Source organism: Bradyrhizobium sp. A5, from assembly GCF_042076515.1.
In the GTDB taxonomy this organism is placed as follows: domain Bacteria; phylum Pseudomonadota; class Alphaproteobacteria; order Rhizobiales; family Xanthobacteraceae; genus Bradyrhizobium; species Bradyrhizobium cosmicum.
The window spans coordinates 5,562,610-5,586,514 of sequence record NZ_CP148990.1 but is presented as its reverse complement, the minus strand read 5'-3'; the positions used below and the strand labels follow the sequence as shown (position 1 = coordinate 5,586,514).

Annotated in this window: 16 protein-coding genes; 9 read left to right on the top strand and 7 right to left on the bottom strand. The window is 61.3% G+C overall.

The features are described from left to right. The first annotated feature begins 153 nt into the window (after positions 1-153). Positions 154-5,730, top strand: a complete 5,577-nt coding sequence (locus WHZ77_RS26595; protein WP_375310665.1) for a MupA/Atu3671 family FMN-dependent luciferase-like monooxygenase — start codon at positions 154-156, stop codon at positions 5,728-5,730. A 1,575-nt stretch (positions 5,731-7,305) separates the two neighbouring features. On the opposite strand, the gene WHZ77_RS26590 is transcribed toward WHZ77_RS26595, so the two are convergent. Then, the gene (locus WHZ77_RS26590) at positions 7,306-7,524 is read right to left on the bottom strand and encodes a hypothetical protein (RefSeq protein ID WP_375310664.1); all 219 of its coding nucleotides are present in this window, start codon (positions 7,522-7,524) and stop codon (positions 7,306-7,308) included. Between the two features lie 576 nt (positions 7,525-8,100). Between WHZ77_RS26590 and WHZ77_RS26585 the strand changes: the two genes are divergently transcribed. After that, a complete protein-coding gene (locus tag WHZ77_RS26585; RefSeq protein WP_375310663.1) occupies positions 8,101-8,868 on the top strand; it encodes a sterol desaturase family protein in 768 nt (255 codons plus the stop codon). A 104-nt stretch (positions 8,869-8,972) separates the two neighbouring features. On the opposite strand, the gene WHZ77_RS26580 is transcribed toward WHZ77_RS26585, so the two are convergent. Continuing rightward, entirely contained in the window at positions 8,973-9,338 is a 366-nt protein-coding gene (locus WHZ77_RS26580; protein WP_375314818.1) for a VanZ family protein, read from the bottom strand. Positions 9,339-9,649: 311 nt separating this feature from the next. Here WHZ77_RS26580 and WHZ77_RS26575 point away from each other — a divergent pair, with 311 nt between their 5' ends. Continuing rightward, on the top strand, positions 9,650-10,015 hold the full coding sequence (locus WHZ77_RS26575) for an H-NS family nucleoid-associated regulatory protein (protein WP_375310662.1): 366 nt from the start codon (positions 9,650-9,652) through the stop codon (positions 10,013-10,015). A 523-nt stretch (positions 10,016-10,538) separates the two neighbouring features. Here the strand turns inward: WHZ77_RS26575 and WHZ77_RS26570 are convergent. The 3 genes from WHZ77_RS26570 to WHZ77_RS26560 form a co-directional block, all read right to left on the bottom strand. Then, entirely contained in the window at positions 10,539-11,156 is a 618-nt protein-coding gene (locus WHZ77_RS26570; RefSeq protein ID WP_375314817.1) for an NYN domain-containing protein, read from the bottom strand. 699 nt (positions 11,157-11,855) lie between these two features. Next, on the bottom strand, positions 11,856-11,990 hold the full coding sequence (locus WHZ77_RS26565) for a hypothetical protein (RefSeq protein ID WP_375310661.1): 135 nt from the start codon (positions 11,988-11,990) through the stop codon (positions 11,856-11,858). 999 nt (positions 11,991-12,989) lie between these two features. Further along, a complete protein-coding gene (locus tag WHZ77_RS26560; protein ID WP_375310660.1) occupies positions 12,990-13,256 on the bottom strand; it encodes a PilZ domain-containing protein in 267 nt (88 codons plus the stop codon). Positions 13,257-14,622: 1,366 nt separating this feature from the next. On the opposite strand from WHZ77_RS26560, the gene WHZ77_RS26555 reads away from it, so the two are divergent. After that, positions 14,623-15,507, top strand: coding sequence for an aldose 1-epimerase family protein (locus tag WHZ77_RS26555; RefSeq protein ID WP_375310659.1), 885 nt, complete (start codon positions 14,623-14,625; stop codon positions 15,505-15,507). Positions 15,508-15,513: 6 nt separating this feature from the next. On the opposite strand, the gene WHZ77_RS26550 is transcribed toward WHZ77_RS26555, so the two are convergent. Beyond that, positions 15,514-16,686 carry an acyltransferase family protein gene (locus tag WHZ77_RS26550; protein WP_375310658.1) on the bottom strand — a complete coding sequence of 391 codons (1,173 nt, stop codon included), beginning with the start codon at positions 16,684-16,686 and terminating at the stop codon, positions 15,514-15,516. Between the two features lie 292 nt (positions 16,687-16,978). Here WHZ77_RS26550 and WHZ77_RS26545 point away from each other — a divergent pair, with 292 nt between their 5' ends. After that, complete coding sequence (locus WHZ77_RS26545) at positions 16,979-17,794, top strand: response regulator (RefSeq protein ID WP_375310657.1); 816 nt, start codon at positions 16,979-16,981, stop codon at positions 17,792-17,794. Between the two features lie 34 nt (positions 17,795-17,828). Here the strand turns inward: WHZ77_RS26545 and WHZ77_RS26540 are convergent, their stop codons facing one another. Beyond that, positions 17,829-18,962, bottom strand: coding sequence for an alpha/beta hydrolase family protein (locus tag WHZ77_RS26540; protein WP_375310656.1), 1,134 nt, complete (start codon positions 18,960-18,962; stop codon positions 17,829-17,831). Positions 18,963-19,241: 279 nt separating this feature from the next. Here WHZ77_RS26540 and pgm point away from each other — a divergent pair, with 279 nt between their 5' ends. The 4 genes from pgm (at position 19,242) to WHZ77_RS26520 (ending at position 23,904) form a co-directional block, all read left to right on the top strand. After that, complete coding sequence (pgm, locus tag WHZ77_RS26535; protein ID WP_375310655.1) at positions 19,242-20,888, top strand: phosphoglucomutase (alpha-D-glucose-1,6-bisphosphate-dependent); 1,647 nt, start codon at positions 19,242-19,244, stop codon at positions 20,886-20,888. A gap of 218 nt (positions 20,889-21,106) precedes the next feature. Further along, complete coding sequence (locus tag WHZ77_RS26530) at positions 21,107-22,156, top strand: Rieske 2Fe-2S domain-containing protein (RefSeq protein ID WP_375310654.1); 1,050 nt, start codon at positions 21,107-21,109, stop codon at positions 22,154-22,156. A 4-nt stretch (positions 22,157-22,160) separates the two neighbouring features. Beyond that, positions 22,161-22,913, top strand: coding sequence for a GntR family transcriptional regulator (locus tag WHZ77_RS26525; RefSeq protein ID WP_375310653.1), 753 nt, complete (start codon positions 22,161-22,163; stop codon positions 22,911-22,913). 10 nt (positions 22,914-22,923) lie between these two features. Beyond that, complete coding sequence (locus WHZ77_RS26520) at positions 22,924-23,904, top strand: PDR/VanB family oxidoreductase (RefSeq protein WP_375310652.1); 981 nt, start codon at positions 22,924-22,926, stop codon at positions 23,902-23,904. Position 23,905 lies beyond the last annotated feature (1 nt).

Below are 23,905 nucleotides of genomic sequence, written 5' to 3'. Positions count from 1 at the left end.
AGCTCGTTTTAATTGCTTGCGGCCATGTCGGCTATAATGGATATATTGGGCCTGATTTAATGTGATTTCTGGCAATTAATATACCCCGCTGAGGCTGCGCTCTCTTTTATTCGCGATCCAGGCGGCCGGCGGCGGTGACCTTTTGGGAGTACCATGCCTCAGGACAGTTATCCTCTCTCGCCGCTCCAGCAGGGTATGCTGTTCCATCACCTCGAGGCGCGTACTCCGGGCGTGGACGTCGAACAGCTTGAGATATGGCTCGACGAGCCGATCGACGCCAACCTCTTCCCCGAAGCTTGGGCCATGGTCGCGAAACGACACCCGATCCTGCGGACTCGGTTCCGTTGGGAAGGCCTGAAGGTTCCGCAGCAAGAGGTCGTGGGCGAGGTCGCGGTGCGGTTCGAGACGCGCGACTTGTCGGGGATGACGGCCGGGCAGCAGGAAGAGGCGCTAAGAAGTTTCCTGGCCGAGGATCGATCGCGGGCCTTCGCTCTCGACGTTGCGCCGCTCTGGCGCGTGACGGTGCTGCATCTCGCCGCCGATCGCCGCCGACTAGTTTTCACATATTCGCACGCCATCCTGGACTCCTGCTACGCCTTCGTCGTGAAGGAGGTGTTTGACGTTTATGCAGCGATGGCGCGCGGCGCGCAGCCGTCGTTCGAGCAGCGTCTGGCTTACCGCGAGCATATCGCCTGGCTTCAACGGCACCTTGCAACGAACGCATCGGCCGCCGAGGCGTACTGGCGCAGCTTTCTGGCCGGCTTCCGCACTCCGACCAATCTCGAAACGCTGCGGATTGCTACTTCGGATGCGCGGGCCGCCGCAAGTCACGCCACGCTGGAATTCGCGCTATCGCTTGCCGACACTGGGAAACTGCATGATCTCTCCGCGCGGGCCTCACTGCGGACGTCCGTCCTTGTCGAGGTTGCCTGGTCGCTCGTGCTTTCGGCGTTTTCGGCCCAGGAGGATGTCGTTTATGGACTGACCAGGGCCGGCCGCCGGTCGTCTATGGAAGGCGCAGATCGTGCTATTGGGCTGTTCATCAATACCGTGCCGATCCGGGTCAAATTGCCCTCCGAACTGCCGGTGCTGGAGTTATGCCGCCAACTGCGTGAGCAGCACCTCGAACTGCGCCAGTTTGAACACACGCCGCTCGTCGATATCCTTCGCTTCAGCGAGGTGCCTCGCGGACAGTCGCTTTTTGACACCATAATCGTCTTCAATTCGCAAACGGACGATGCGCGCCTGAAGTCGTTCGGTCCGGAATGGCGGCGTCGGGACTTCGCCCTGCACGACCAAACCAATTTTCCACTCAACGTGATGGCCTATGACGGCCCTCAACTGACCTTCAAATTGTCATACGACACGAACTCTTTTGAGCCGGTCGCCGTTGAGCGCATCGGCGATCTGTTTCAGGCGATCCTTATCGCGATTGCCGACCGGCCGGAGGCTAGGCTCGGCGACCTGCCGCGGCTGCCGTCGCAGGACGTCGGTTCGATATTCGGGATCTGGAACAACACCGAGAGACCGCTGCCGGAGCCCCACTGTGTACATGAGGCGTTTGAAGCGCAGGTTGATCGTACACCTGACAAGGTGGCGCTGGTCGACGGTTCCCGCTCGCTGACCTACCGCGAACTTGATCTGCGCGCAAACCATGTCGCCCAAGCACTGATCGCTAATGGTGCGAAACCGGACCAGATGATCGGAATCTACGTCGAGCGATCAGCCGAAATGATGATCGGTATGCTTGGCGTCCTAAAGGCCGGTGCAGCCTATGTGCCGATGGATCCTTCGTACCCCGGTGAGCGGATCGCGCTCATGATCGAGGACTCCCGCGCTGGCGTGGTGGTCACGACGGCGAATCTGGCCAGCGCGCTGCCGCCGCACACCCGCGCTCTGTGCGTTGACGCGGGCAGGGAGGCGGGGAAGGCGGATCGGCCGCACGTGGCGGTGTCGGGCGAAAATCTTGCCTATGTCATCTTCACATCCGGCTCCACCGGACGTCCCAAGGGGGTGATGCTCGAGCACCGCAACGTCACCAATTTCTTTGAAGCCATGGACCAGGCATTGGGGACGGAGCCGGGCGTGTGGCTCGCGACCACCAGCGTCTCGTTCGACATTTCGGTATTGGAGCTGTTCTGGACGCTGGCGCGCGGCTTTAAAGTGGTCATCCAGCATGAGCCCGAGCGGCTGCCGCGCGGGGCGGCAAGCACGGCATCGAGCGCCAGACCGATCGATTTCAGCCTGTTCTACTTCGCCGCCGATGCGGCCGAGGGGGGCGGCGGCAAGTACCACCTGTTGCTCGAAGGCGCCAAGTATGCCGATGAGCATGGCTTCTCCGCCGTGTGGACGCCGGAACGCCACTTCCATCCCTTCGGCGGCCTGTATCCGAATGCCGCGCTGACCGGCGCTGCAGTCGCAGCTGTTACCCGGCGCATAGGCATCCGGGCCGGGAGCGTGGTGTTGCCGCTGCACAACCCGATCCGTGTGGCGGAAGAATGGTCCGTCGTCGACAACCTTTCCAACGGCCGCGTCGGACTTAGCTTCGCGTCCGGATGGCACGCCCGCGACTTCGTCCTGCATCCGGAGAATTACAAAAACCGCCGCGAGCTGATGGCCAGCGGCATTGAGACCGTGAAAGCGCTCTGGCGCGGCGAGACGGTCAAGGCGGTTGGTGGCGACGGCCAGATTGTCGAAATAAAGACTTTTCCGCCTCCGGTGCAGCGCGAGCCCAAAATGTGGGTGACCGCGAGCTCGCATCCGGACACTTTCGCGCTGGCCGGACGGCTAGGCGCCAACGTGCTGACAAACCTACTGGTGATGAAGTCAGAGGAACTCGTCGAGAATATCGCGGTCTATCGCAAGGCTTGGATCGACGCCGGCCACGACGGAGCAGGGGTCGTTACCCTCATGCTGCACACCTTTGTAGGTCCCGACGCGGCAGCGGTCCGCAGCAAGGTGCGAGGTCCGTTCCTGGAATACCTCAAGACCTCAACCGACCTCATCTCCAAGATGCGATGGGAGTTAACGGCATTTGCGAAGGGCGATGATCGGCAAGCAACGGCCGCGCAGCCGATGAACCTCGCGGAACTCGACGCCGAGGAACTCAATGTCATCATGGAGCACGCGTTCGAGCGATACTTCAAGACTGCGGGCCTGTTTGGATCACCGAGCTCGTGCCTGGCGATGATCGATAAGCTGAAACAGTTCGGCGTCGACGAGATCGCCTGCCTGATCGATTTCGGTGTTTCGGCCGACGATGTGCTGGCGAGCCTTTCCTATCTGGACGAGTTGCGTCGCCTGGCCAATCCGTCCGTCACAGAGATCCCAACCGAGCCCGATCAGGATATTGCTTCGCAGATTCGTCGCCATGGCGTTTCTCACCTTCAGGCCACGCCGTCGCTCGCGAGCATGCTGGTATCTGACGACGCTTCGCTCGACGCGCTGAGCTCGCTGCGCATGCTGCTCCTGGGCGGCGAGCCGCTGCCGCAGACATTGGTCGAGCGATTGAGACAGCGCTATCAGGGCGAAATCCGCAACATGTACGGCCCTACGGAGACATGTATATGGTCAACGATCAGTCCAGTGAGGGATGCGGGTGACGCCATTACGATCGGAAGACCGATTGCGAATACCAGGGTGTATGTCGTCGATCGAGCCTTGCGATCGCTACCAATCGGCGTCCCAGGTGAGATCGTGATTGGCGGCGCAGGTTTGGCCAGGGGCTATCTCGAACAACCGCAGCTGACCAAGGAGCGCTTCGTCCCTGATCCTTTCAGCGGTTCTGGAGCTCGTCTATACCGGACCGGGGATCTCGGGCAGTGGTTGCCCGACGGCACGCTTGCGCACCTCGGACGTCTCGACCATCAGGTTAAGATCCGCGGCCACCGAATCGAGCCGGGCGAGATCGAGGCTGCATTGAACCGCCATCCCTCGGTGCAACAGAGTGCGGTAGTGGCCAGACCGGACGCGACTGGCGTGCAGCAGCTCGTCGCTTACATCGTCGCGTCCACCCAGGGCGGTGCTCCAACAATTGGTCACTGGGGAACGATCTGGGATGAGACCTATCAGCACGGCGGCGACTCCGAGACCGCCGGGTGGAGGAGTAGCTATACTGGCGACTTGATTCCCGAAGCGCAGATGCGCGAATGGATTGAGTGCACGACCGAGAGGATCCTGCAGCTGCGGCCCCGCCGGGTATTGGAGGTCGGCTGTGGGACGGGGATGATTCTCTTCCGTGTCGCGCCGAACTGCGAGCTTTATCACGGCATCGATCTGTCTGCCGCAGCCTTGGCGCGAGTAAAGGCCGAAGCTGAGCGGCGAGGTCTGGCCGGCGTGGTTTTGGAGCAACGGGCCGGCGACACGCTGGCTGCCGTCGAGGGCGGCCCCTTCGACACGATCGTCATCAATTCGGTCGCCCAATATTTCCCGAACGTGGCGTATCTCATGGACGTGCTGGCGGTCGCCCTGAAAAAGCTGAGTCCAGGCGGCGCGATTTTTGTCGGCGATGTGCGCCACCGCGCGCTGCTGGAGGTGATGCTCTGCGAGATCGAATTGCAGAAGACCACAGCCGACGCTTCGGCAGGCGAGCTTCAGGCCCGGCTGCGCAAACGGCTCGAGGAGGAGCCCGAACTGGTGTTGGATCCCCAACTGTTCTCGTCCCTTCGACACTGGCTTCCTGACATCGAGAACGTGCAGGTCGAGCTCAAGCACGGCCGCGAGCCGAGCGAGATGACTCGCTTCCGCTATGACGTGGTGATCAGAAAGCGCGGCGGGATACCGCGAAGGCCAATAGTCACGGGCAGCCGGAAGGCGCCCGAGCCGTGCACGCTGGAGAGCTTGAGGACGATGGTGCAGTCCGAGGCGACCGCGCTGCGCATCATCGGCATCCCCAACGCCCGGGTCGCAGCGCCGCTGGCCGCGTTGCGCGCGCTGCAGGCGCGCCTCCCCTCCAATCGCCTAGGAGAGATCGGCCCGTCATCGGGCATCGATCCAGAGGACGTGCGCGTGCTCGATGCGAATTATGAGGTGGCCATCGAGTGGTCTGCCGCAGGACCGGGATATTTCGATGCCATCTTCAGACCCGCACAAGTGACAGGAGAGATCGGCGCGGCAGCAGAAATTGCGGTGACGGACGATGCTCCCGCCGCGGCTGACGTGTCCGCCTACGCAAATCGCCCCGCGCTCCGCGTCGTCTCTGGGACGAATGTTCTGCCCTCGCTGCGACAGCATTTGCGCAGCATGTTGCCGGAGTACATGATTCCTTCGGCATTCGTGCTGCTAGAGATGCTGCCACTGACTCCTAATGGCAAACTGGACCGCCAAGCCTTGCCAGAACCGGATGGTGTGCGTCATGAGACCGCCACACCGTTCATTCCGCCTGCGACAGACGTGGAGCGCAAGCTTGCAGCCATCTTCCAGGACCTGCTGAGCGTCAACGAGATTGGAATCGACGACAACTTCTTCGAAATGGGAGCGAATTCCCTGATGATGGTGCGAGTGGTTGAAAAGATCCGCGCGGAGTTGGGACTGAAGATGTCGGTGGTTAGTGTGTTCCAGTATCCAACGTTGGGCAGCTTAGCTGCTGCGATCGCCAGTTCCGGGACCGATCCCGGTCTCGTTGCGGGGGCGCCGGAGCAGAGCCGGGGACAGCTTCGCAGGGACATGATGCAGCGCAGACGCGAAACACGTGGCAGCTCCAAGGCCATCCAGAGACTTGAACATCATTGATGCGCAGCATCCGATGCCGCGGTGGCTGACGCCCCGCCAGAACCAGCCGAGTTGCGGAAGGCAATTCGAGTCGGGGAACAACGATACCCATTGCAATCCATGCCGTCGATCGTGCGGGCGAGTTGCCTACAGACTACAATGCGCACAAGGGGCTTATTTCGATGTCAGCGGTTGGCGCTAAGGTCGCACCGCGAGACGACACAGGCCAAAGATTGAACCGGGTTTGCCGGAGGCCATTTGGTCCAAGTTATGCCCGCCATGGCGGGTTGTTCATGCTCGCTGTGTGATCAAGAACCACCTGAACCGCACGGGCGCGGACCTCGGCGAGAACTTGTTCGTCGTCTTGCTTGTCGTGACCCCACCTTCTCAAGTGGATCCTCGGGCAATCCCGTGGCGGTCGTGCGGCGCATGATCGTGACTTACGCCGAAGAGCAACTGCAGAAGCCAGCAGACGAAGCCGACCGAATCGCCGCCGCAAGATTCGGCTTAACTCGTGAGCAGACCTTCGGGCGCGAGTAGCCGCACAAAGGCGCCGCTTCGTGCAGCTCGAGCCAGCCTTTCTCGATCGCGTATTTGATGCCTGCGCCGACCCCGGCTCGGTTGAACCTGGACAGAACCGGGGCATCGATCTTCTCGATGTGGACACGGTCATCCTGGACCAAGCACCATCCTGGGCTTGAATAGGTGCGGATCCCGAGGTCAGCGCCGATCGCCTTCGGCACATTTTCGCCAAATTCGCATTAACAACTTGGTTCGGGGCAGGCTCATCGAGGAGCACTGCATGTTTAGAAGAGTAGCTGTTGCGTCGATTTTCATTGGACTGAGTTGTTTTGGTTCCGAAGCCCGCCCAAGCCAGACCGTTCACCCGCGCGAATGCAATGTGACGATGCCTTGCGACTTCTCGTCGTCACCACGCCAGGAGACGAGCATCAGGCACCCTCGGCTTGTGCAAAGGACCGCTGTCATGCGCAGCTCTTTCGCTAGTCCTGACGCCGCGGAAGGCCAAATCGTAGGAGGCCGTCCCACCGGATGTCCGCGGTCTTTCTGCGGCTGCGGCGCTGCGATTCGCGTGTTCGGCCGCATAGTTCCAGAGCTGAACCTCGCCTCAAACTGGCTTCGCTTTCCACGCACGTCACCGGCCCCTGGAATGGTCGCGGCCCGGCATGGGCATGTCTTCGTCCTGGAAAAGCACGTCGAAGGAGACCTGTGGATGGCATACGATGCCAATTCCGGCGGCCACGCGACGAGAATTCACGCCCGCTCACTACGGGGGTATACCGTCGTCAATCCTCACGCAGCGTAACTCGCTCAGCGAGTGGCGGAGCGTCGCTCTGCCGCTCGCTGATGGTTACTTTACGTGCATCTTCTCGACGATCGCGTAGAGCAGCACAAAGATCGGCAGGAATACGAAGAACCAAATCGCCGTTTGATCCGTTCGGGCAAATTCGCGGTTTGGGTTGCTGTCGGTCGCGTGAGGCGTTGTCGAATGCGCCCGAACGGGCCGCCGCCGTCTCGCGAACCGACCTAGCAGGCGGCGAACCGCCACTTCCGGGGGAGGCTTGTCCATAGCTACGCTTAAAGCGCTAGCATCAGTGGAAATTTGCGCACGAGCTCGAGGTCGACGTAGCCGGTGCTATTGATCCATTCGTGCGGACAGAACGCGAGCGAGGCGGCATCGATCTCCAGGCCATCACGTCTAATAGCGTCGCGCGTGCCCATGCGGCCAGCGCCTTCCTTGTCACCGCTAGTTGGATCGACGCGAAGGGCGTCATACACGGCTGTATCGTTCGTCAAGGCAATCCCTCAAGATGAATTAAACGGACTTCGTCAATGCGAGAAGATTATCGGAAGACCGATTTTGAGCAATGAGGATCGTTGCTGCGGGTGCGAACACCAAACCGGTTTTTCTAGCCCGCTGTGCGCGTGCTGTTGTCAGCGCTTCTCTCAGCGGCGCCGAGCAGCGGCAGCGAGAGCTGCAGGTCGAACGCAGCACCACGTTGTCGGTCTGCAGCGCCTCTCGTACATAGGCCCGCTCCCTCAGGCGGGAGCCACGGCCCACCTGTGAGATCGAACGATTATGCACCCAGCCTGCTGGGGACCGACGCTCTGTTCGCGCGAGTTCGATGAGCCCATACCGCTTGCCCGACGGGAAGCCGCTGCAAGACCCCCGTACACTTGTCCTAGGGCTGTTTTCGCCAGAAAGTGTTACAGGGGCAGACGGAAGCACTGCCTTGGCAAAATAGACAAAACCTCCTACCTTCCGACAGTTATTGTCCCGCTGCCCCATTTTGCAGAGCCGCATCTGCAGGAAATTATCGGAAATTTCTTGAAGTCTCGTTTTTCTGCTCAGCCGAATTTCAGGAGCCGAAGATGCAGGATTTTCTGCACCAGCTTTCGCACCTCATATCTTGGAAGATTACGTTAGTAGGCATCGCGCTCTTCTCATTTCGGCTGGTCATATTGACCGCTTTGGAAAAGTTAAATCCCGCCCACGTTGTCGAATATTGTAAAGTACTCCCCAGAGACTTCCTTGTTGCGCTCGTATTTTTCTTTTTTGTCTTACCATCTGCGGATTTTCTCGATCGGCGGATCGTCTACCAGCCATCTCTGCCTGAGTGGATATCCGAATGGCCGTTAGCACTCCGAATTCTTCTGTACCTTGTTTTGGCGGACTTTGGACACTATTGGGTTCACCGATGGCTGCACACACCGATGTTATGGCCATCTCATCGGTGGCATCACTCACCGACGTACATGTATTGGCTGGCCGGTACACGCGGCTCCGTCATCCAGCAAACCTTGGTCAATATCCCATACATTGTAGCAGCTGCTTTTGTTGAAGTGGCTCCGTGGTGGCTTGCATGGGCAATTCTACTAAAGAACGTGGCCCAGAACGACTTCATGCACATTAACTTGTGGTGGGGTCATCGGTGGCTGGAGTGGATTATTGTGACGCCCCGCTATCATCACATTCATCATAGCGTTGACCCAGCTCATTTCCGCGGAAACCTGGCAGCGCTGTTTCCAGTCTGGGACCACTTGTTTGGCACGTTCATTGATCCAGATAGAGTTTCGAGAAACCTAGCTTTCGGCACCGGTGAGTCAATTGCACCAATCCGGCTTGCTATCGGAATATAGATGGGGTTGCGAACGGCGTACCGAGATCCGTTTCGGGTAGCTGTGGCGGCGACCAAACCCGATGGCGGGCGGCGGCCTCGGCATCGAGGCGTTGCGCTTTCAGATTAAGATGGCAAACGAGGCAGAAAGATCAGAACGGCCTGGGCGAGGGCAGCTCCGATGATCCCACCGACGACTTTCTGACAAACCTCGAAAATCGTCGTCTCGTGGTCAGGTGTCAATGATTGCAGAATCCCAAGCGCGACGGACACGCTTATTGCCAGAAAGCAAGAGAGCGTGAAGCGACCGGGTAGTAGAAAGGAAAGCAGAAATCCAAGAAGACCATACGCGCTGAACCGCTCAATGGCGACGATCCAATACGTCTCGGCGTGACCGAATAACGCGGGTCGACCCGCCAGTCTAGCCAATGTGGCATAGACAATCAGAGCGAGGCAAATTCCCATCGCAGCGATTAGGCGATTTGGGTTCATGCCCCGACAGATTAAACCATTGGTCGGCTGCAGCGCAGTAAAGCTGAGAGCATCGTTAAGACGGAACTCGGTCTGCGTCGTCACTTCGAGCGGCGCGCCGTCGAAAGATCATCTGGAATGTTCGGGAACGGCGGTATTGTTTGAACTTGAACATATGATCTGGTGCCTTTCTGCAATGCGGCCAAGGCGCAGGATTTGGTCGAGCTGTTGCCGGCATAATCGAAAAGAGATCGTCCCTTAGCGTACTGTCCGTCTAACGCTTGCGGGCAAGGCAGGGGCATGACCTTTCGCAACGTGAATACTTCGATCGGATGACGACCGCCTGGCGAAAATCAGTATTATTGACCCCCATCAAGGAGCCCATCGGAAAATTCGTTGCGGGAGCCCGCGTGAAACAAATTGAGTTCGACGGTCTGCCAACAAACAGCTTGTGGACGATGTATCATGAGATCAAGGAAGCATTACGGGAGCGCATGACGCGCGAAAAATCGCTTCTCGATGAGCGCATCCGAGTTCTGAATGGGCTGAAGGCGGGGCGCAGGCCCTATCCAGCCGTTCCTGTAAAGTATCGAAATCCAGATCGTCCAAACGAAACGTGGACGGGACGCGGGAAGCGCCCTCGATGGATGTGCGCAAAGTTGAACGCTGGACATCATCTAAGCGATTTCAAAATCTAGGTGCACGGAAGCCTCCGATACGACTCACGGTGAGTGCCGCGGAGGCCGGCAGGCGAAGCGCGGGGCACTGAACGCATGGACAGCGCGCGATCGGCAGCGGCTGATGAACCCGTCGCCCGAGGTCGAACATGCGACCGAGTTGCTGGCGATTTGTGGAGCTTCTGCGAGACCGTGACTGGGTCGTCGGTGTAGAGCTCCTCCTGCGCCGCGCATAAAGCTCCGTGAGCTTCGATGTAAGTGGATCGAGCGCCGGCCTTCGCCGCCTCGACACACTATCGTCTCACCGACGCGGGAGTTGCGGAGTTGAAGAAGGCTCGTCCTTGATAACCTCCGCCAACGCAATCGTAGATTCGTGGATTTTCGCAGCAAGGCATGCGAGGATTTTGACATATTTTCGCGTCTCGGACGGGAAAGCCGATGCGCCTTGCATTGCCATACCGAGGAATTATTCTCTGCACGTCGCTGGCAGCGTGGATGTCGGTGATGTTGTTTTATTAGTCCGCCAGAGTGCCCCCTTGTCCGCCTATCCCAGAGGGGCATTTCCCTTCGGCTCTTGCAAGAATTTTGGTAATTGCCCACGGGCCTCGCGATCACGCGCGGCAGGGCGCTCGGACGGATCGCGGCCGAACTTGGATTGCAGCTCGACGAGATCGGTGAAGACGTCGGCTTGGCGGCGCAGCTCATCGGCGACCATTGGCGGCTGGCTGACTATGGTGGATATCACCGTGACCCGAACGCTGCGACGTTGGACTGCCTCGACCAAGGAACGGAAATCGCCGTCACCCGAGAACAGCACCATCTGGTCGATATGCTCGGCGAGCTCCATGGCGTCCACGGCAAGCTCAATGTCCATGTTGCCCTTGACCTTGCGGCGGCCGGAGGCGTCGACAAACTCTTTCGTCGCCTTGGTGACGACCGTGAAGCCATTATAGTCCAACCAATCGAGCAAGGGACGGATCGAGGAAAACTCCTGATCCTCGATGACCGCGGTGTAGTAGAACGCCCGCAACAGCGTCCCGCGGCTCTGGAACTCCTTCAGCAGGCGCTTGTAATCGATGTCGAAGCCCAGAGTTCTCGCCGTCGCGTAGAGGTTAGCTCCATCGATGAAGAGCGCGATCTTGTCAGTGGAAGAAGGTGACATCTGTTCACGCCTTCGGTGGAGCAAGTTCGGGTCAAGTAAGCATCCCGGAGATCCGCAACGCAAATGTTTCGGTCGCATGCCACATAAATAGCGACTGGAGATCGTCGAGTAGCGCCAAACGCTTTAAGCATCAACTATTCTAGAGGTGTCCAGCTGTGGAACCCTGCTATTAGCCGAAAGTTGTTCTATCAGATTTCTAATGTTTCCTGTCTATTTCCAAGCGCGTATTTGAGGGTGTCCCGCGATGATCGCTGGCGATTTTGCTCTCTTTGATCTTTCGATTTATAGGCGCGCGCGTGCCTGGCGGTGGTCCGTTATGGACCGATCAGGGGCGCCTGTTCTTACCGGGAGCGAGCGCAGCAAGAGTGCTGCGCAATATATGGCCGCAAGGGCTGTCTTCCAATTGCTGTTGACTGCTCCATATCGGAACCGAATTTCTCGCGCGGCTTAAGGCTCGTTGGAGCACCTCACCTTTGGTTCGCCTTGGGCCCAAGGCAGACAATCATGCGGCCGCAGCAAACGAGTCCCATGGGCCAGGCATTCCCTTCAGCTCTACTCCGCAATCGAGCTTTTACGATGCTCAAAGGGGCGTGTCTGACTGGCGCGTCAAGACCAATCATCCAAGTTGGATTGCTCGCATTGAGGAGAGCATACTGTGCCGGGTGGTTGAAGCGCTGGCGGTGCCGACATGACCGAAGCTCAACCTTGCTTGCGACAAGTTTCCGGCGAGGTGATGGCGATAGAAAACCATTGGCGCTCGTTCTCTGATCCGTTGATTTGCTTGTCATCCTGAATGCCCAACACGACGCCGAAACTGCGATTGATGGCATTCACCGGCTGCTCCATCAAATGGACAATCACGCAGCCGCAATCGGGCAGCACTGGGAGGCGGTATGGGCGGCGCTTCCGAGAGGGCAGGGATGGGTCTGATGCGAGCTCTATGGACGCTCCAGCGGCTCAGGTGGGCACGCTGGCGCAGCATGTCGCAAGCAAATCTGGGACGACTAGACGTCGACGCTATGAGGGCTCGCCGTCACTGAGGGGCGCCGCAGCTTATCGAAGTTAATTTTGGACGGAACATCACGCCCATCTTATCGAGCAGATCAAGCGCCTGACGCGCGTCAATCCATCCTGAGAGCGCCATATCTAGGCCATGGCGGCGCCCCGCCGTTGCCTTTAAGCACCTTCAAAAGCCTTTCGGATATTCCTCGCTCTATATTGCAGGGCCTCTTCCAGGGGATGGATTTTATGCTGTTCTCGATGCAAGCGAACAAATTGATCCGTCGGGCCCTTTGCTTGGCGGCAGTGGGCATGACGCTTTCCGCATGTACGTCTGCTTCGCTTCAGCAGAACACTCGTCCTATCGCGTGGGACGGAACTGGCCGAGATCCGAATTTGCCGGATGTCCGGCAGCGCAGCCATAGCCTCGCAGCGACCACGCTGAAGAGAGAGCCGATCGCGGAAGAGGACGCGTTGCTTGCCAGCCTCGAGCCAAAGTCGCCGGAGTGGCTTTCTGCTCAGCGGAAGATAGAAGCCGATCGAGACAACCGGCTCGCCGCCAAGTTGGTCATCTGCCGGGGCTGCTCGGTGTCCGGGACCAAAGCCGAACCGTCCCAGGCTGCTGGTCCCACCGATAGCCGATTGTCCGCACTCCGTTAAACCTCGGCGGCTACCAGTCGTCGACATGCTGTCCCAAATCATCGGGGCATGTTGTCGTGGTTGCGCGAGCGTTGATGAGAATTTCAGAGCTCTTCTTGAGGTCGGGCGACGCTGTGCACTTGCGTTCTTTCGCCTCGATCACAGACGCCGCGCGGCTGCGGGCCCCTAGGAGCCTCAGTAAACAAACATCAAGCCAGCTAACGCACCTTGGCGCCATACCACCCGACACTCGAACGGCGTCAGGAGGTCGTTGAAGGACAGATGGAGCGCGGTCGAAAACAGCGGAGTGTCCCTCCATCGTATGCAGGCCCCGAAGATTGACAAGTTCAGCATTCTGCACGGGGTGACGACAACGTCGCCGGGCAGCGTGAGCAACGCAGTCTGATTGACGATCTTACGTGTTACCTGCCGGCGCTCAGTCTCCGTCCATTCAAGAGACATTCGGGAGCCCCCTCGTTAATACCGCTGGGAGTTTTCGCTCTTGTCGGCCTTTTGGATGGCCCGCCACCGCGAGGCAGCCTTGTCTTCAGCGTCAGCGACTTGCTTCCGAAGCGTGACGACATTGGCCATTAGTTTCCGAAGCCGAAACTGTTGAAGCCGTTGTTGTCGGATTCGAGCCTTCGATGGCGAGAAAGAATTAGAGCTCATCTTGAAATCGCGCAACCTTTTGAGACCTGCGCTCCTTCGCCTCGACGCCGGCGCGTGCGACGCTAGCGACGACGAACGCTAACAGGGAGATGTAGGTGAAGCCAGTAATGCCGCTTGAAATCAGCTTTCGCATGCAGTGGACCTGATGGCCGTAGGTGGAAGTCGACGCGCCGAATATGATGGCGCGCCGACTTCGCCTGGGTGGACCCGGACGGGGGCAATGTCCGGTGAACGCAAACTAACGCGCGCTCAGATATCAGCAATCGAACTCGCGAATTAAGCTTGATATGGCCATCGCGGGTTAATCGTCGGAACCGAAAGCGCGCTTCCCGCCAAGCTTCTGAAGGGCCTTTTCCAGCGTTCGATCTGTTTGTTGGTATCTCCTAGATGGTTCTTGAGGCCGTCACCAGGTCGCCGTTACTGGTTTATGCATCATCTTGGCCGACCTTTGAGGATCTATTGCTCTGTGCAATGCGAAATCGCCGGCTCAGTGCGGGTTTTGGCAAGAGGTGAAGGCGGAAGCGGACAGGGATCGAGACAAACACCATCTGGACTAGCCAGGCCCTTGCCAAGAGGTGATGTTCGAAATGGTCGATGAGGCGGATACCCATCATTATGGCCACTGAAAAGCAGATCAGAGCCAACCGCGAGAATGCCAAACGGAGTACAGGGCCGAAAAGTCCGGCAGGTCGGATCAAGTCGAGCCGCAATGCCCTACGCCATGGTCTTTCGAGTCTCACAACCGATAGTGATCCAGTTGGGGCGCAGACTTACGGCTTAGCGCAACTATTGACCCCCGAAGGGGCCAGCCAGATTCACCGGCTGGCAGCGCTGGAAATGGCACAGGCCCAATCACAGTTGCTGCGGGTTGCGGCTGTGCGGAAAGACTTGCTCGCAAAGTTGGATCTGGAGTCTCTGTCCCTTGAACAAGTAAAACGGTTAGCGGCATTGGAACGCTACGAATCTCGCGCCAACAGCCGACGCCATCGAGCAATAGGCCGGCTTCGCGACGGAACAGATAGATGACGGAGCTGAGGGAGCATGGGCGAAAATTGGCAAAGCGAACCCAATTTGAGCGACCAACGGCACTGATAAAGAGTAAGTTGCCTCATCAAGAGCGCCGGAGTGACAAGTTCGGGATGTCTGGAGATCGATTGTCATGACTGACGACACGCACACGATTCGCAGCGGCTCACTCACGGCGACCATCAAGGCGTACGGCGCCGAGCTGTGCTCGTTGAAGGATGGCAGCGGCATCGAATTCGTCTGGCAGGCCGGTCCGGCGTGGCAGCGCCACGCGCCACTGCTGTTTCCGATTGTCGGGCGCCTCGCCAATGACGAGATGCGGCATCTCGGCAAGACCTACCGGATGACCCAGCACGGCTTTGCGCGTGACAGCCGCTTTGCGTGGGTGGAGCGCGGCGAAAACCGTTGCACACTGGCACTCGAAGACAGCGAGACGACGCGCGCACTCTATCCGTTTGCGTTCCGTCTGACGGCCAGCTATGCGATCGACGATCAAGGTCTCGATCTATCACTCTCGGTCATCAACACCGGCGGCGAGACATTGCCGGTGTCGCTCGGTGGTCATCCCGCCTTCAATTGGCCGCTTCAGGCTGGCGTGCCGAAGGAGAGCTACGCGTTGACGTTCACGACCGAGGAGCCGTCTCCGGTCCGCCGGGTCGAGGGCGGCCTCCTGCTCGCGGCAACGGATCCGAGCCCTGTCCAAGGCACGGTGCTGCCCCTGTCGGAATCCCTGTTCATCAACGACGCGGTGATCCTCGATCCCGTCAACAGCCATGCGGTCCGCTATGCGGCGGGGACGGGCGCTGGTCCCTGGCTCAAAATGTCATGGCGCGGCTTTCGCGAGCTCGGCGTCTGGTCGAAACCCTCCGGCGCGCCGTTCCTCTGCATCGAGCCCTGGCGCGGCTATGCCAGCCCCGTCGGCTTCGACGGCGAGTTCAGCGACAAGCCCGGCCTGATGCATATCGCGGCCGGCGCCAAGGAAGAGCTGTCGTACCGGATCGAGGTGGGATCGTCCTGAGACGATTCACGCGCCGGCGCTGCGGCCGTTCAGCACGACGCCTGTTGCAGTGACCGGCTCTCCGCGTGTGGTCGTGGCCGTCGAAGCGGTCAGGCGGTGCGCGAGATCCTGCGCATGCCGCTCGACCAGGTGCCATGTCGCGCGCGCCACGAGATAGCTGAGCGCCGCCGTGACGGCATAGACGATCAGCAGCGAGACCAGTCCGTCGGCAAGCGGCCAGATCTGGCGCAGGCCAAGGATCACCGCGAAGTGCGACAGATACATCGAATAGGAATTGCGGCCGAGCGCCTCGATCGGCTGCCAGCGGATCGCGAAGCGGATGCAGCCGGCCACACCCGCGCCGAGCGCGAGGTTGATCATCAGATAGTTGAATTCATGCGCGCCGGACGCGCGATTGGCCATGAAAGACAGCGCGATGAAGGCGGCGTAGATCGCGGCGTCCGACTTCGCAAAGCCGTCGCGCAGCGAGAAGAACAGCGCGCAGCCGACAAGGAAGACCGGCAACTGGTTCAGGAAGCTGATGTGCAGCGTGCTCCAGACGAAGGATTCATTGCCCGGTCCGTAATAGGCCGAGAACAGCTCGAAAGCCCACGGTTTGAACAGGTCGACATTGACGAGATGCAGCGCGATCGCCAGCGCAAGATAGAGATGGCGGCGCGATCCGAATGCCGTGATCACGAAGGGGAAGACGAGATAGAAAGTCATCTCCGCGGCGATCGACCAATCGCCCGGCACGACGCTGTTGACGCTGTCAGGCCAGAATCCGTGCAGGAAAGTCGCGGTCAGGATCACCTGCAGCGGGCCGATGCCGTTGGGAGCGTTGGCGCTGGGCCCCGTGCCGTTGACGACGAGGTAGAGCGGGATCGCGAGCCAGAACAGCGGCGCGATCCGCAAGGCACGGCGGATGTAGAATTTGCGCGTGGGGTTCGCCTCAACGCGCCGCGTCCACATCATGCACATCGTGATGGCGCTGACGAAATAGAACACGTTGACGCCGGTCCAGCCACACATGAAGGCGTAGTCGACGGCGTGGATGTTCGAAGGAAAAGATTGCGAAACGTGGATCGCCACCACGCCAAGGATGGCGAGACCGCGCAGGAAGTCGAGGCTGTGGGAACGACTGAGGCGCGTTGCACCGTCCTCGATTTGACCGGCGGCCAACCGGGCCTGCCCCTGCATTACGCCTGCTCCTGATTTCGGGCCTGCGGGGACAATAGAGGTGCGGCCTGCTTTTCCGAAGCCAAACGTGTTCTTTACGTTAACCGTCGGTTGCGTCCGGGGTCGAATGTACGGAATTGGCGGTCTCGAGGTAGCTCGACGGCGCTCGCGCGAGCCAAGCTTGCATGATGATGCGCGGGATGAGAATTGTGGGGCAATTCATACTTAATGCTCCCAAGCCATGACCAATATTGTTTGGCCAGCACAACACGCCTAGTATTCTGGCAGGCAATTTCGGGGGCTCGAATAAGTCGTGAATGTTCGTTTACAGGACAGCGCGCTGCGCGGTGACTTGAATTTTCAGGCCGGGTCGCAAGCACACAGGACACCCAACAACGTGACTGATTCCGCCCTTCGGGAATTGCGTCCCGCTGGCCGCGAGCGGCTGATCGTCGTCGAAGACGATCCGGTGACGCGCACGATGCTGGTTGGTTATTTCAGCGAGAACAATTTCGACGTGGTCGGCGCCGGCTCATGCGCGGAATGCCGCCAGGCGCTGCGCGCGCGCACCGATCTCGTCTTCCTCGACGTGCAGTTGCCCGACGGCGACGGCTTCGAGCTCGCCAAGGAGATCCAGGCGACCAGCAACGCGGGCATCATCTTCGTGACCCGCCGCGACACCGACGTCGATCGCATCCTCGGCCTCGAGATCGCCGGCGACCATTACGTCACCAAGCCGATCAATCTGCGCGACCTGCTCGCGCGCGCACGCAGCGTGCTGCGGCGCCGCTCGATCGACCGCAAGGCGGCGCGCAATCACAATTCGATCGCCTTCGGCGACTGGATCATCGACCTGACCCGGCGCGAGCTGCTCGGCAGCGACGGCAAGCCGGCGGCGTTGACGCGCGCCGAATTCGACCTGCTGGCCGCGCTGGTCGGTGCCGACGGCAGGCCGCTCAGCCGCGACTACCTGATCGAGGTCGTCAGCAACCGTCAGGCCGAGGTCGACATCCGCACCGTGGATGCGCTGGTGGCGCGGCTGCGCCGCAAGCTCGTCGGCAGCGGCACGCCCGTGATAGCGACCGTCACCGGCGTCGGCTACAAGCTCGCGCTCAGCGAACGGCTCTAGCTTCACCCATTGAAAGACCGGATCGCTCTCGCGCCTATCGCGCGCGGGCGCTCTGGTCCGTTGAGGTCCTCTGCGCAGCCCCCGCTAGTCGGTCGTCGACCGCGTAGAGCGTGCAGGTGGGTGACCATTTCATGCAGGCGTTCAGCGAATCCCGTTGCGCGTCCTCGGCCGTGGTGCGGCCCGAACGCCAGCCGTAGCCGCCATTGGGTGACACGGCGAAAGCCTTGTGCGGCATCGTGCTGGCGAGATAGCGCGAGAACTCGGCGCGCGCGGCCGCATTGAGCCGGCCCGGCGGCGGCAACGGATCGGGCAGACTCAGGATGTCATGGCTGAGTTCGCGCTCGCGCAGGAAGGCGTCGAGATACGGGGTCCATTGCGGCCGCCCCACCACCGAATAGAGATAATGGCCGTCGTCGCCGTAAGGCGCGGCCGCAATGAACTTTGCGTGACCGCCGCTGCCGCGAAACCCATCATAGAGACGGCGTGCGAGATCGGGCCCGAAGAACGAATCGTTGCTCGCATAGACCCACAATGTCGGCATGCGCGATGTCTTTCCGAACGTGACGAAGGCTTGCACCAGTCCGTCCGGATTGCAGACATTGTCATCGTCCCGCGAGCCGCGGCCGCCGGCAAAGTTGATCGCCGCGACGAGGCCGGGCGGCGCCTGCGCCGTCAGCGCGACGGTGGCGAGCCCTCCGGCGGAATGGCCGGCCGCGATCATGCCTGTCGTCGTCACGTCGGACCTGCGCCCCATCGCATCGATCGCGGCGCGCAAATCCGCGACCGCAACGGCGGCTGCGGGCAAATAAGCCGCATTGGCACAGCCGCCGACGCTGTCGACGCGCCCGCCCGGCGAGGTGCCGTAGCCGCGCCGCATCACGATCAGCGCGGCAAAGCCGCGCCGGGCATATTCGAGCGCGATGCCGTAATATTTGTGTGCCGACATGGTCGCGCGGTCGTCGAAGCTGCGTGGCGAGCCGTGGCTGAGCAACGCCAGCGGATAGCGCTTCGCGCCCGCAGGGCGGACCAGGAACGCCTCCAGGCCCTGCGGCCCGGCCTCCGCCATCGGAATGCGAAGGTCTTCGGTGTAGAACTCCGCGGCGCGCGCCGACGTGCCCGCCAAGACGAGGCCGGCGATCAGCAGAAGCAGTTTTCGCGGGAGGATCATGGGACGATTCGAAGGGCCTCGATGGTCGCGAAGCATAGCATGATCCCGGGGCTGTGAGGCGCGGCCCATCCACTCGTCATTCCGGGGCGCGCCTCTTGGCGCGAGCCCGAAATCCATTTGTCCGCGCCGTTGCTGTGCGATGGATTCCGGGCTCGCGCTACGCGCGCCCGGAATGACGGGAAGGAACGCCGTCGCCATCTCCCGTGTTGTGCCCTTGGCGGTGGCCCGGCCGATGCTATGCTGCTCCGCAATCTCTGTAGGCAGGACGAGGATATTTCAGTGGCTGATGTTCATCCCGCGGCGGGCAAGCTGGTCTCGCCGGACGCGCTCACCAACGTTCCGCGGCTGGTGACCGCCTATTTCGCCGGCAAGCCTGACGTCGCGGATCCCGCGCAGCGGGTCGCGTTCGGCACCTCCGGCCATCGCGGCACCTCGTTCAAGAACACGTTCAACGAAGGGCACATCCTCGCCACCACGCAGGCGATTTGCGACTACCGAAAGGAAAAGGGGCTGACCGGTCCGTTGTTCATCGGCATCGACACCCATGCGCTGGCCGAGCCGGCGCTGGTCAGCGCGGTCGAGGTGTTCGCGGCCAACGGTGTCGACATCATGATCGACAAGGACGGCGGCTACACGCCGACGCCTGTCATCTCGCACGCGATCCTCACCTACAACAAGGGCCGCACGTCGGGCCTTGCCGACGGTGTCGTCGTCACGCCCTCGCACAATCCCCCCGAAGACGGCGGCTACAAATACAATCCGCCGCATGGCGGGCCGGCCGACACCGACGTCACCGGCGTGGTCGAGAAGCGCGCCAACGCCTATCTCGCGGACGGCCTCAGGGGTGTCGCGCGGATGGACTATGCGAAGGCGAAAAAGTCCGGGAACGTCCACGCCTACGACTTCATTACGCCTTACGTCGCCGATCTCGGCAACGTCGTCGATCTCGATCTGGTCAAATCCGCCGGCATCAATATCGGCATCGATCCGCTCGGCGGCGCCGCCGTGCACTACTGGCACCCGATCATCGAGCGCTACGGCCTGAAGGCCACCGTCGTGAACGAGGCGATCGATCCGACCTTCCGCTTCATGACGTTGGACTGGGACGGCAAGATCCGCATGGACTGCTCCTCGCCTTACGCGATGGCGAGCCTGATCGCGATGCGCGACCGCTTCGACGTCGCCTTCGCCAACGATACCGACGCCGACCGCCACGGCATCGTGACGCGCACCGGCGGCTTGATGAACCCCAACCATTATCTTGCGACCGCGATCTCCTATCTGTTCGCGCACCGCCCGAACTGGGGCAAGGATGCCGCGATCGGCAAGACCGTGGTGTCGAGCTCCATCATCGACCGTGTTGCCAAAAAACTCGGCCGCAAGCTGGTCGAGACGCCGGTCGGCTTCAAATGGTTCGTCGACGGCCTCGTCAGCGGCGGCTTCGGCTTCGGCGGCGAGGAGAGTGCAGGGGCCTCGTTCCTGCGCCGCGACGGCACGGTGTGGACCACCGACAAGGACGGCATCATCCTCGGCCTGCTCGCCGCCGAGATCATGGCGAAGACCGGCCGCGATCCGAGCCAGCTGTTTGGCGACCTCACCGCCGAGCTCGGGGTGCCCCATTACGCGCGCATCGACGTCGCCGCCACCACGCCGCAAAAGAACATCCTGAAGTCCGTCACGCCCGAGCAGCTCGGCCTGAAGGATCTCGCCGGCGATCCGGTCCGCGCCACGCTGAGCAAGGCGCCAGGCAACGGCCAACCCTTCGGCGGCATCAAGGTCGAGACCGATTTCGGCTGGTTCGCCGCGCGGCCGTCGGGGACCGAGGACGTCTACAAGATCTACGCCGAAAGCTTCCGCAGCGCCGAGCACTTGAAACGGATTCAGGACGAGGCGCAGGCGGGGTTGAAGAAGGTGTTCGGGGCGTAGGGGCCGAGCTAAAGCGCCGCTCTCTCAATGCCCGCTCAAAGGGAGGGCTCGCCGCATCAATAGGTGTCATCACCCGCTTTCCCCGGGAATGACTTGTCGTTGAATATGTATACATAAACTGAGATAAAGGTAATTAGATACGCCATAATCGATCTTGAATGATTCCTGGCCCCCGCTATTGTATACATAACGCATACATAAGCCTTGGGAGATCGCCGGTGACAAAACCCTTCCCCATGAACGCCTGGTACGCCGCGGCCTGGGACGCGGAGGTGAAGCCAGCGTTGTTGCCGCGGACGATCTGCGGCAAGCACGTCGTGATGTACCGCAAGGCCGACGGCTCGGTGGCCGCGCTGGAGGATGCCTGCTGGCACCGGCTGGTGCCGCTGTCGAAGGGCCGGCTCGAGGGCGACACCGTCGTCTGCGGCTATCACGGCCTCAAATACAATTCGCAGGGCCGCTGCACCTTCATGCCCTCGCAGGAGACCATCAACCCGTCGGCCTGCGTCCGCGCCTATCAAGTGGTCGAGCGCCACCGCTACGTCTGGCTCTGGATGGGCGATCCCGCGATGGCCGATCCCGCGCTCGTCCCAGACATGCACTGGAATCACGATCCGGCCTGGGCCGGCGACGGCAAGACCATCCACGTCAATTGCGACTATCGCCTCGTGCTCGACAATCTCATGGACCTCACCCACGAGACCTTCGTGCACGGCTCCTCCATCGGCAACGACGCGGTCGCCGAAGCGCCGTTCGACGTCACCCATGGCGAGAAGACGGTCACGGTGACGCGCTGGATGCGCGGCATCGAGCCGCCGCCGTTCTGGGCCAAGCAGCTCGGCAAGACCGGTCTCGTCGACCGCTGGCAGATCATCCGTTTCGAAGCGCCGTGCACCATCGCCATCGACGTCGGCGTGGCGCCAACGGGGACCGGCGCGCCGGAAGGCGACCGCTCGCAGGGCGTCAACGGCTTCGTGCTCAACACCATCACGCCGGAAACCGAGAAGACCTGTCACTATTTCTGGGCCTTCGTCCGCAACTATCAGATCGGCGAGCAGCGCATCACCACCGAGATCCGCGAAGGCGTCTCCGGCATCTTCCGCGAGGACGAGCTGATCCTGGAAGCGCAGCAGCGGGCGATGGACGAGAACCCCGATCGCATCTTCTACAATCTCAACATCGACGCCGGCGCGATGTGGTCGCGCAAGCTGATCGACAAGATGGTGGCGAAGGAAAGCGCGCCGCAGCGCCTCCAGGCCGCGGAGTAGGCGCATGGCCGAACGTGAGGTCGACCGCTCCGTCTCGCAGACCGTGAAGGCGCAGCTGGCGCTGCGCGACCAGATCCTGTCGGGATCTCTTCGTCCGGGCGAGCGCATCTCCGAGCTGCAGGCGGTGGAGACCACCGGCGCCTCGCGCACGCCGGTGCGCATGGCGCTGGTGCGGCTGGAGGAGGAAGGGCTGCTGGAGGCGATCCCTTCCGGCGGCTTCATGGTGAAGGCGTTTTCGGAGCGCGACATCTCCGATTCCATCGAGCTGCGCGGTACCCTGGAAGGCCTCGCCGCGCGCTTCGCCGCCGAGCGCGGCGTCTCCGCGCGCGAGCTCGAGCCGCTGAAGGAATGTCTTGCGGCGATCGACGAACTGCTGCGGCAGGTGCCGATCTCGGTCGATGCCTTCTCCTCCTATGTCACGCTGAACGCGCGCTTTCACGCACTGCTCACCGAATTGTCGCGCAGCCCGCCCTTGATCCGCCAGATCGACCGCGCCTCGGCGCTACCATTCGCCTCGCCAAGCGGTTTTGTGATGGCGCAGTCGGCGCTGCCCGAGGCACAGCAGATCCTGATCATCGGGCAGGAGCACCACCGCGTCGTGATCGACGCGATCGAGAACCGCGAAGGCGCGCGCGCCGAGGCTGTGATGCGTGAGCACGCCCGGCTCGCCGTCCGCAATTTGCGGCTGGCGTTGCGCAACCGTACCCATCTCGACCTCCTGCCGGCGCTCGCGCTGATCAGGACCGCAACCGACTAGGGCAGTCACCATGCGCTTTATCGAAACCTGGATTCCGGCCACGCTCGTCTCGACGCGCGAGCTCGCGCCCGGCATCCGCGAATTCCTGATCCTGCCGGATCGGTTCGACGGCACAGCCTATCCGGTCGGCAGCCACATCAATGTCAGCGTCACCATCGACGGCCTGCCGGAGACGCGGTCCTATTCGCTGGTCGGCGAGGCCTCGTCGCAGGGCTTGCGGATCGCGGTGCGCCGGGCCGAGGATTCGCGGGGCGGTTCGCGCTACATGTGGTCTCTGCAGCCGGGCGCGCGGCTCGACATCACCCAGCCCGCATCGCTGCTCGCGGTCGATTGGACCCGCCAAAACTATTGCCTGATCGCCGGTGGCATCGGCATCACGCCGATCCTCGGCGCGGCGCAGGCGCTGGCGCGGCGCGGGGCCGACGTCACGCTGCATTATGCCGTGCGCTCGCGCGGCGAGGCGGCCTATCTCGACGATCTTGCTGCGATGCTCGGCGACCGCTTGATAGTCCATGCGAGCGACGAAAGCAGCCGGCTCGATCTCGACGCGCTGTTTGTCTCACTGCCGCAAGGTGCGCTGGCGCTGTTTTGCGGCCCGATGCGGATGCTGGACGCCGCGCGCCATGCCTGGATCGGCGCCGGCCATCCGCTCCCCGATCTCCGCTACGAGACCTTCGGCTCCAGCGGCACGCTCCCGACTGAAACGTTTCGCGTGCGCCTGAAGGACTCGGACGTCGAGCTCGAAATCCCCCGCGAGCGCTCGATGCTGGACGTCCTCAACGCCTGCGGACACGACGTGATGTACGATTGCAAACGCGGCGAATGCGGCCTCTGCGCCATCGACGTGGTCGACGTCCAGGGCGAGATCGACCATCGCGACGTCTTCTTCAGCGATCATCAGAAACAGAGCAACGAAAAAATCTGCGCCTGCGTCTCCCGCGCGCGGGGAACCATCACGGTGGACACGCTGCTCCGGGCGGATGCGATCTGAC

What these genes read in the sequence shown, in the direction of transcription:
- WHZ77_RS26520 (WP_375310652.1), top strand. Translation starts at nt 22,924, where the DNA reads ATGCGCTTTATCGAAACCTGGATTCCGGCCACGCTCGTCTCGACGCGC.
- WHZ77_RS26550 (WP_375310658.1), bottom strand. Translation starts at nt 16,686, where the DNA reads ATGCAGGGGCAGGCCCGGTTGGCCGCCGGTCAAATCGAGGACGGTGCA.
- WHZ77_RS26540 (WP_375310656.1), bottom strand. Translation starts at nt 18,962, where the DNA reads ATGATCCTCCCGCGAAAACTGCTTCTGCTGATCGCCGGCCTCGTCTTG.
- WHZ77_RS26585 (WP_375310663.1), top strand. Translation starts at nt 8,101, where the DNA reads ATGCAGGATTTTCTGCACCAGCTTTCGCACCTCATATCTTGGAAGATT.
- WHZ77_RS26595 (WP_375310665.1), top strand. Translation starts at nt 154, where the DNA reads ATGCCTCAGGACAGTTATCCTCTCTCGCCGCTCCAGCAGGGTATGCTG.
- WHZ77_RS26575 (WP_375310662.1), top strand. Translation starts at nt 9,650, where the DNA reads ATGACGACCGCCTGGCGAAAATCAGTATTATTGACCCCCATCAAGGAG.
- WHZ77_RS26570 (WP_375314817.1), bottom strand. Translation starts at nt 11,156, where the DNA reads ATGTCACCTTCTTCCACTGACAAGATCGCGCTCTTCATCGATGGAGCT.
- WHZ77_RS26555 (WP_375310659.1), top strand. Translation starts at nt 14,623, where the DNA reads ATGACTGACGACACGCACACGATTCGCAGCGGCTCACTCACGGCGACC.
- WHZ77_RS26580 (WP_375314818.1), bottom strand. Translation starts at nt 9,338, where the DNA reads ATGAACCCAAATCGCCTAATCGCTGCGATGGGAATTTGCCTCGCTCTG.
- WHZ77_RS26525 (WP_375310653.1), top strand. Translation starts at nt 22,161, where the DNA reads ATGGCCGAACGTGAGGTCGACCGCTCCGTCTCGCAGACCGTGAAGGCG.
- WHZ77_RS26560 (WP_375310660.1), bottom strand. Translation starts at nt 13,256, where the DNA reads ATGTCTCTTGAATGGACGGAGACTGAGCGCCGGCAGGTAACACGTAAG.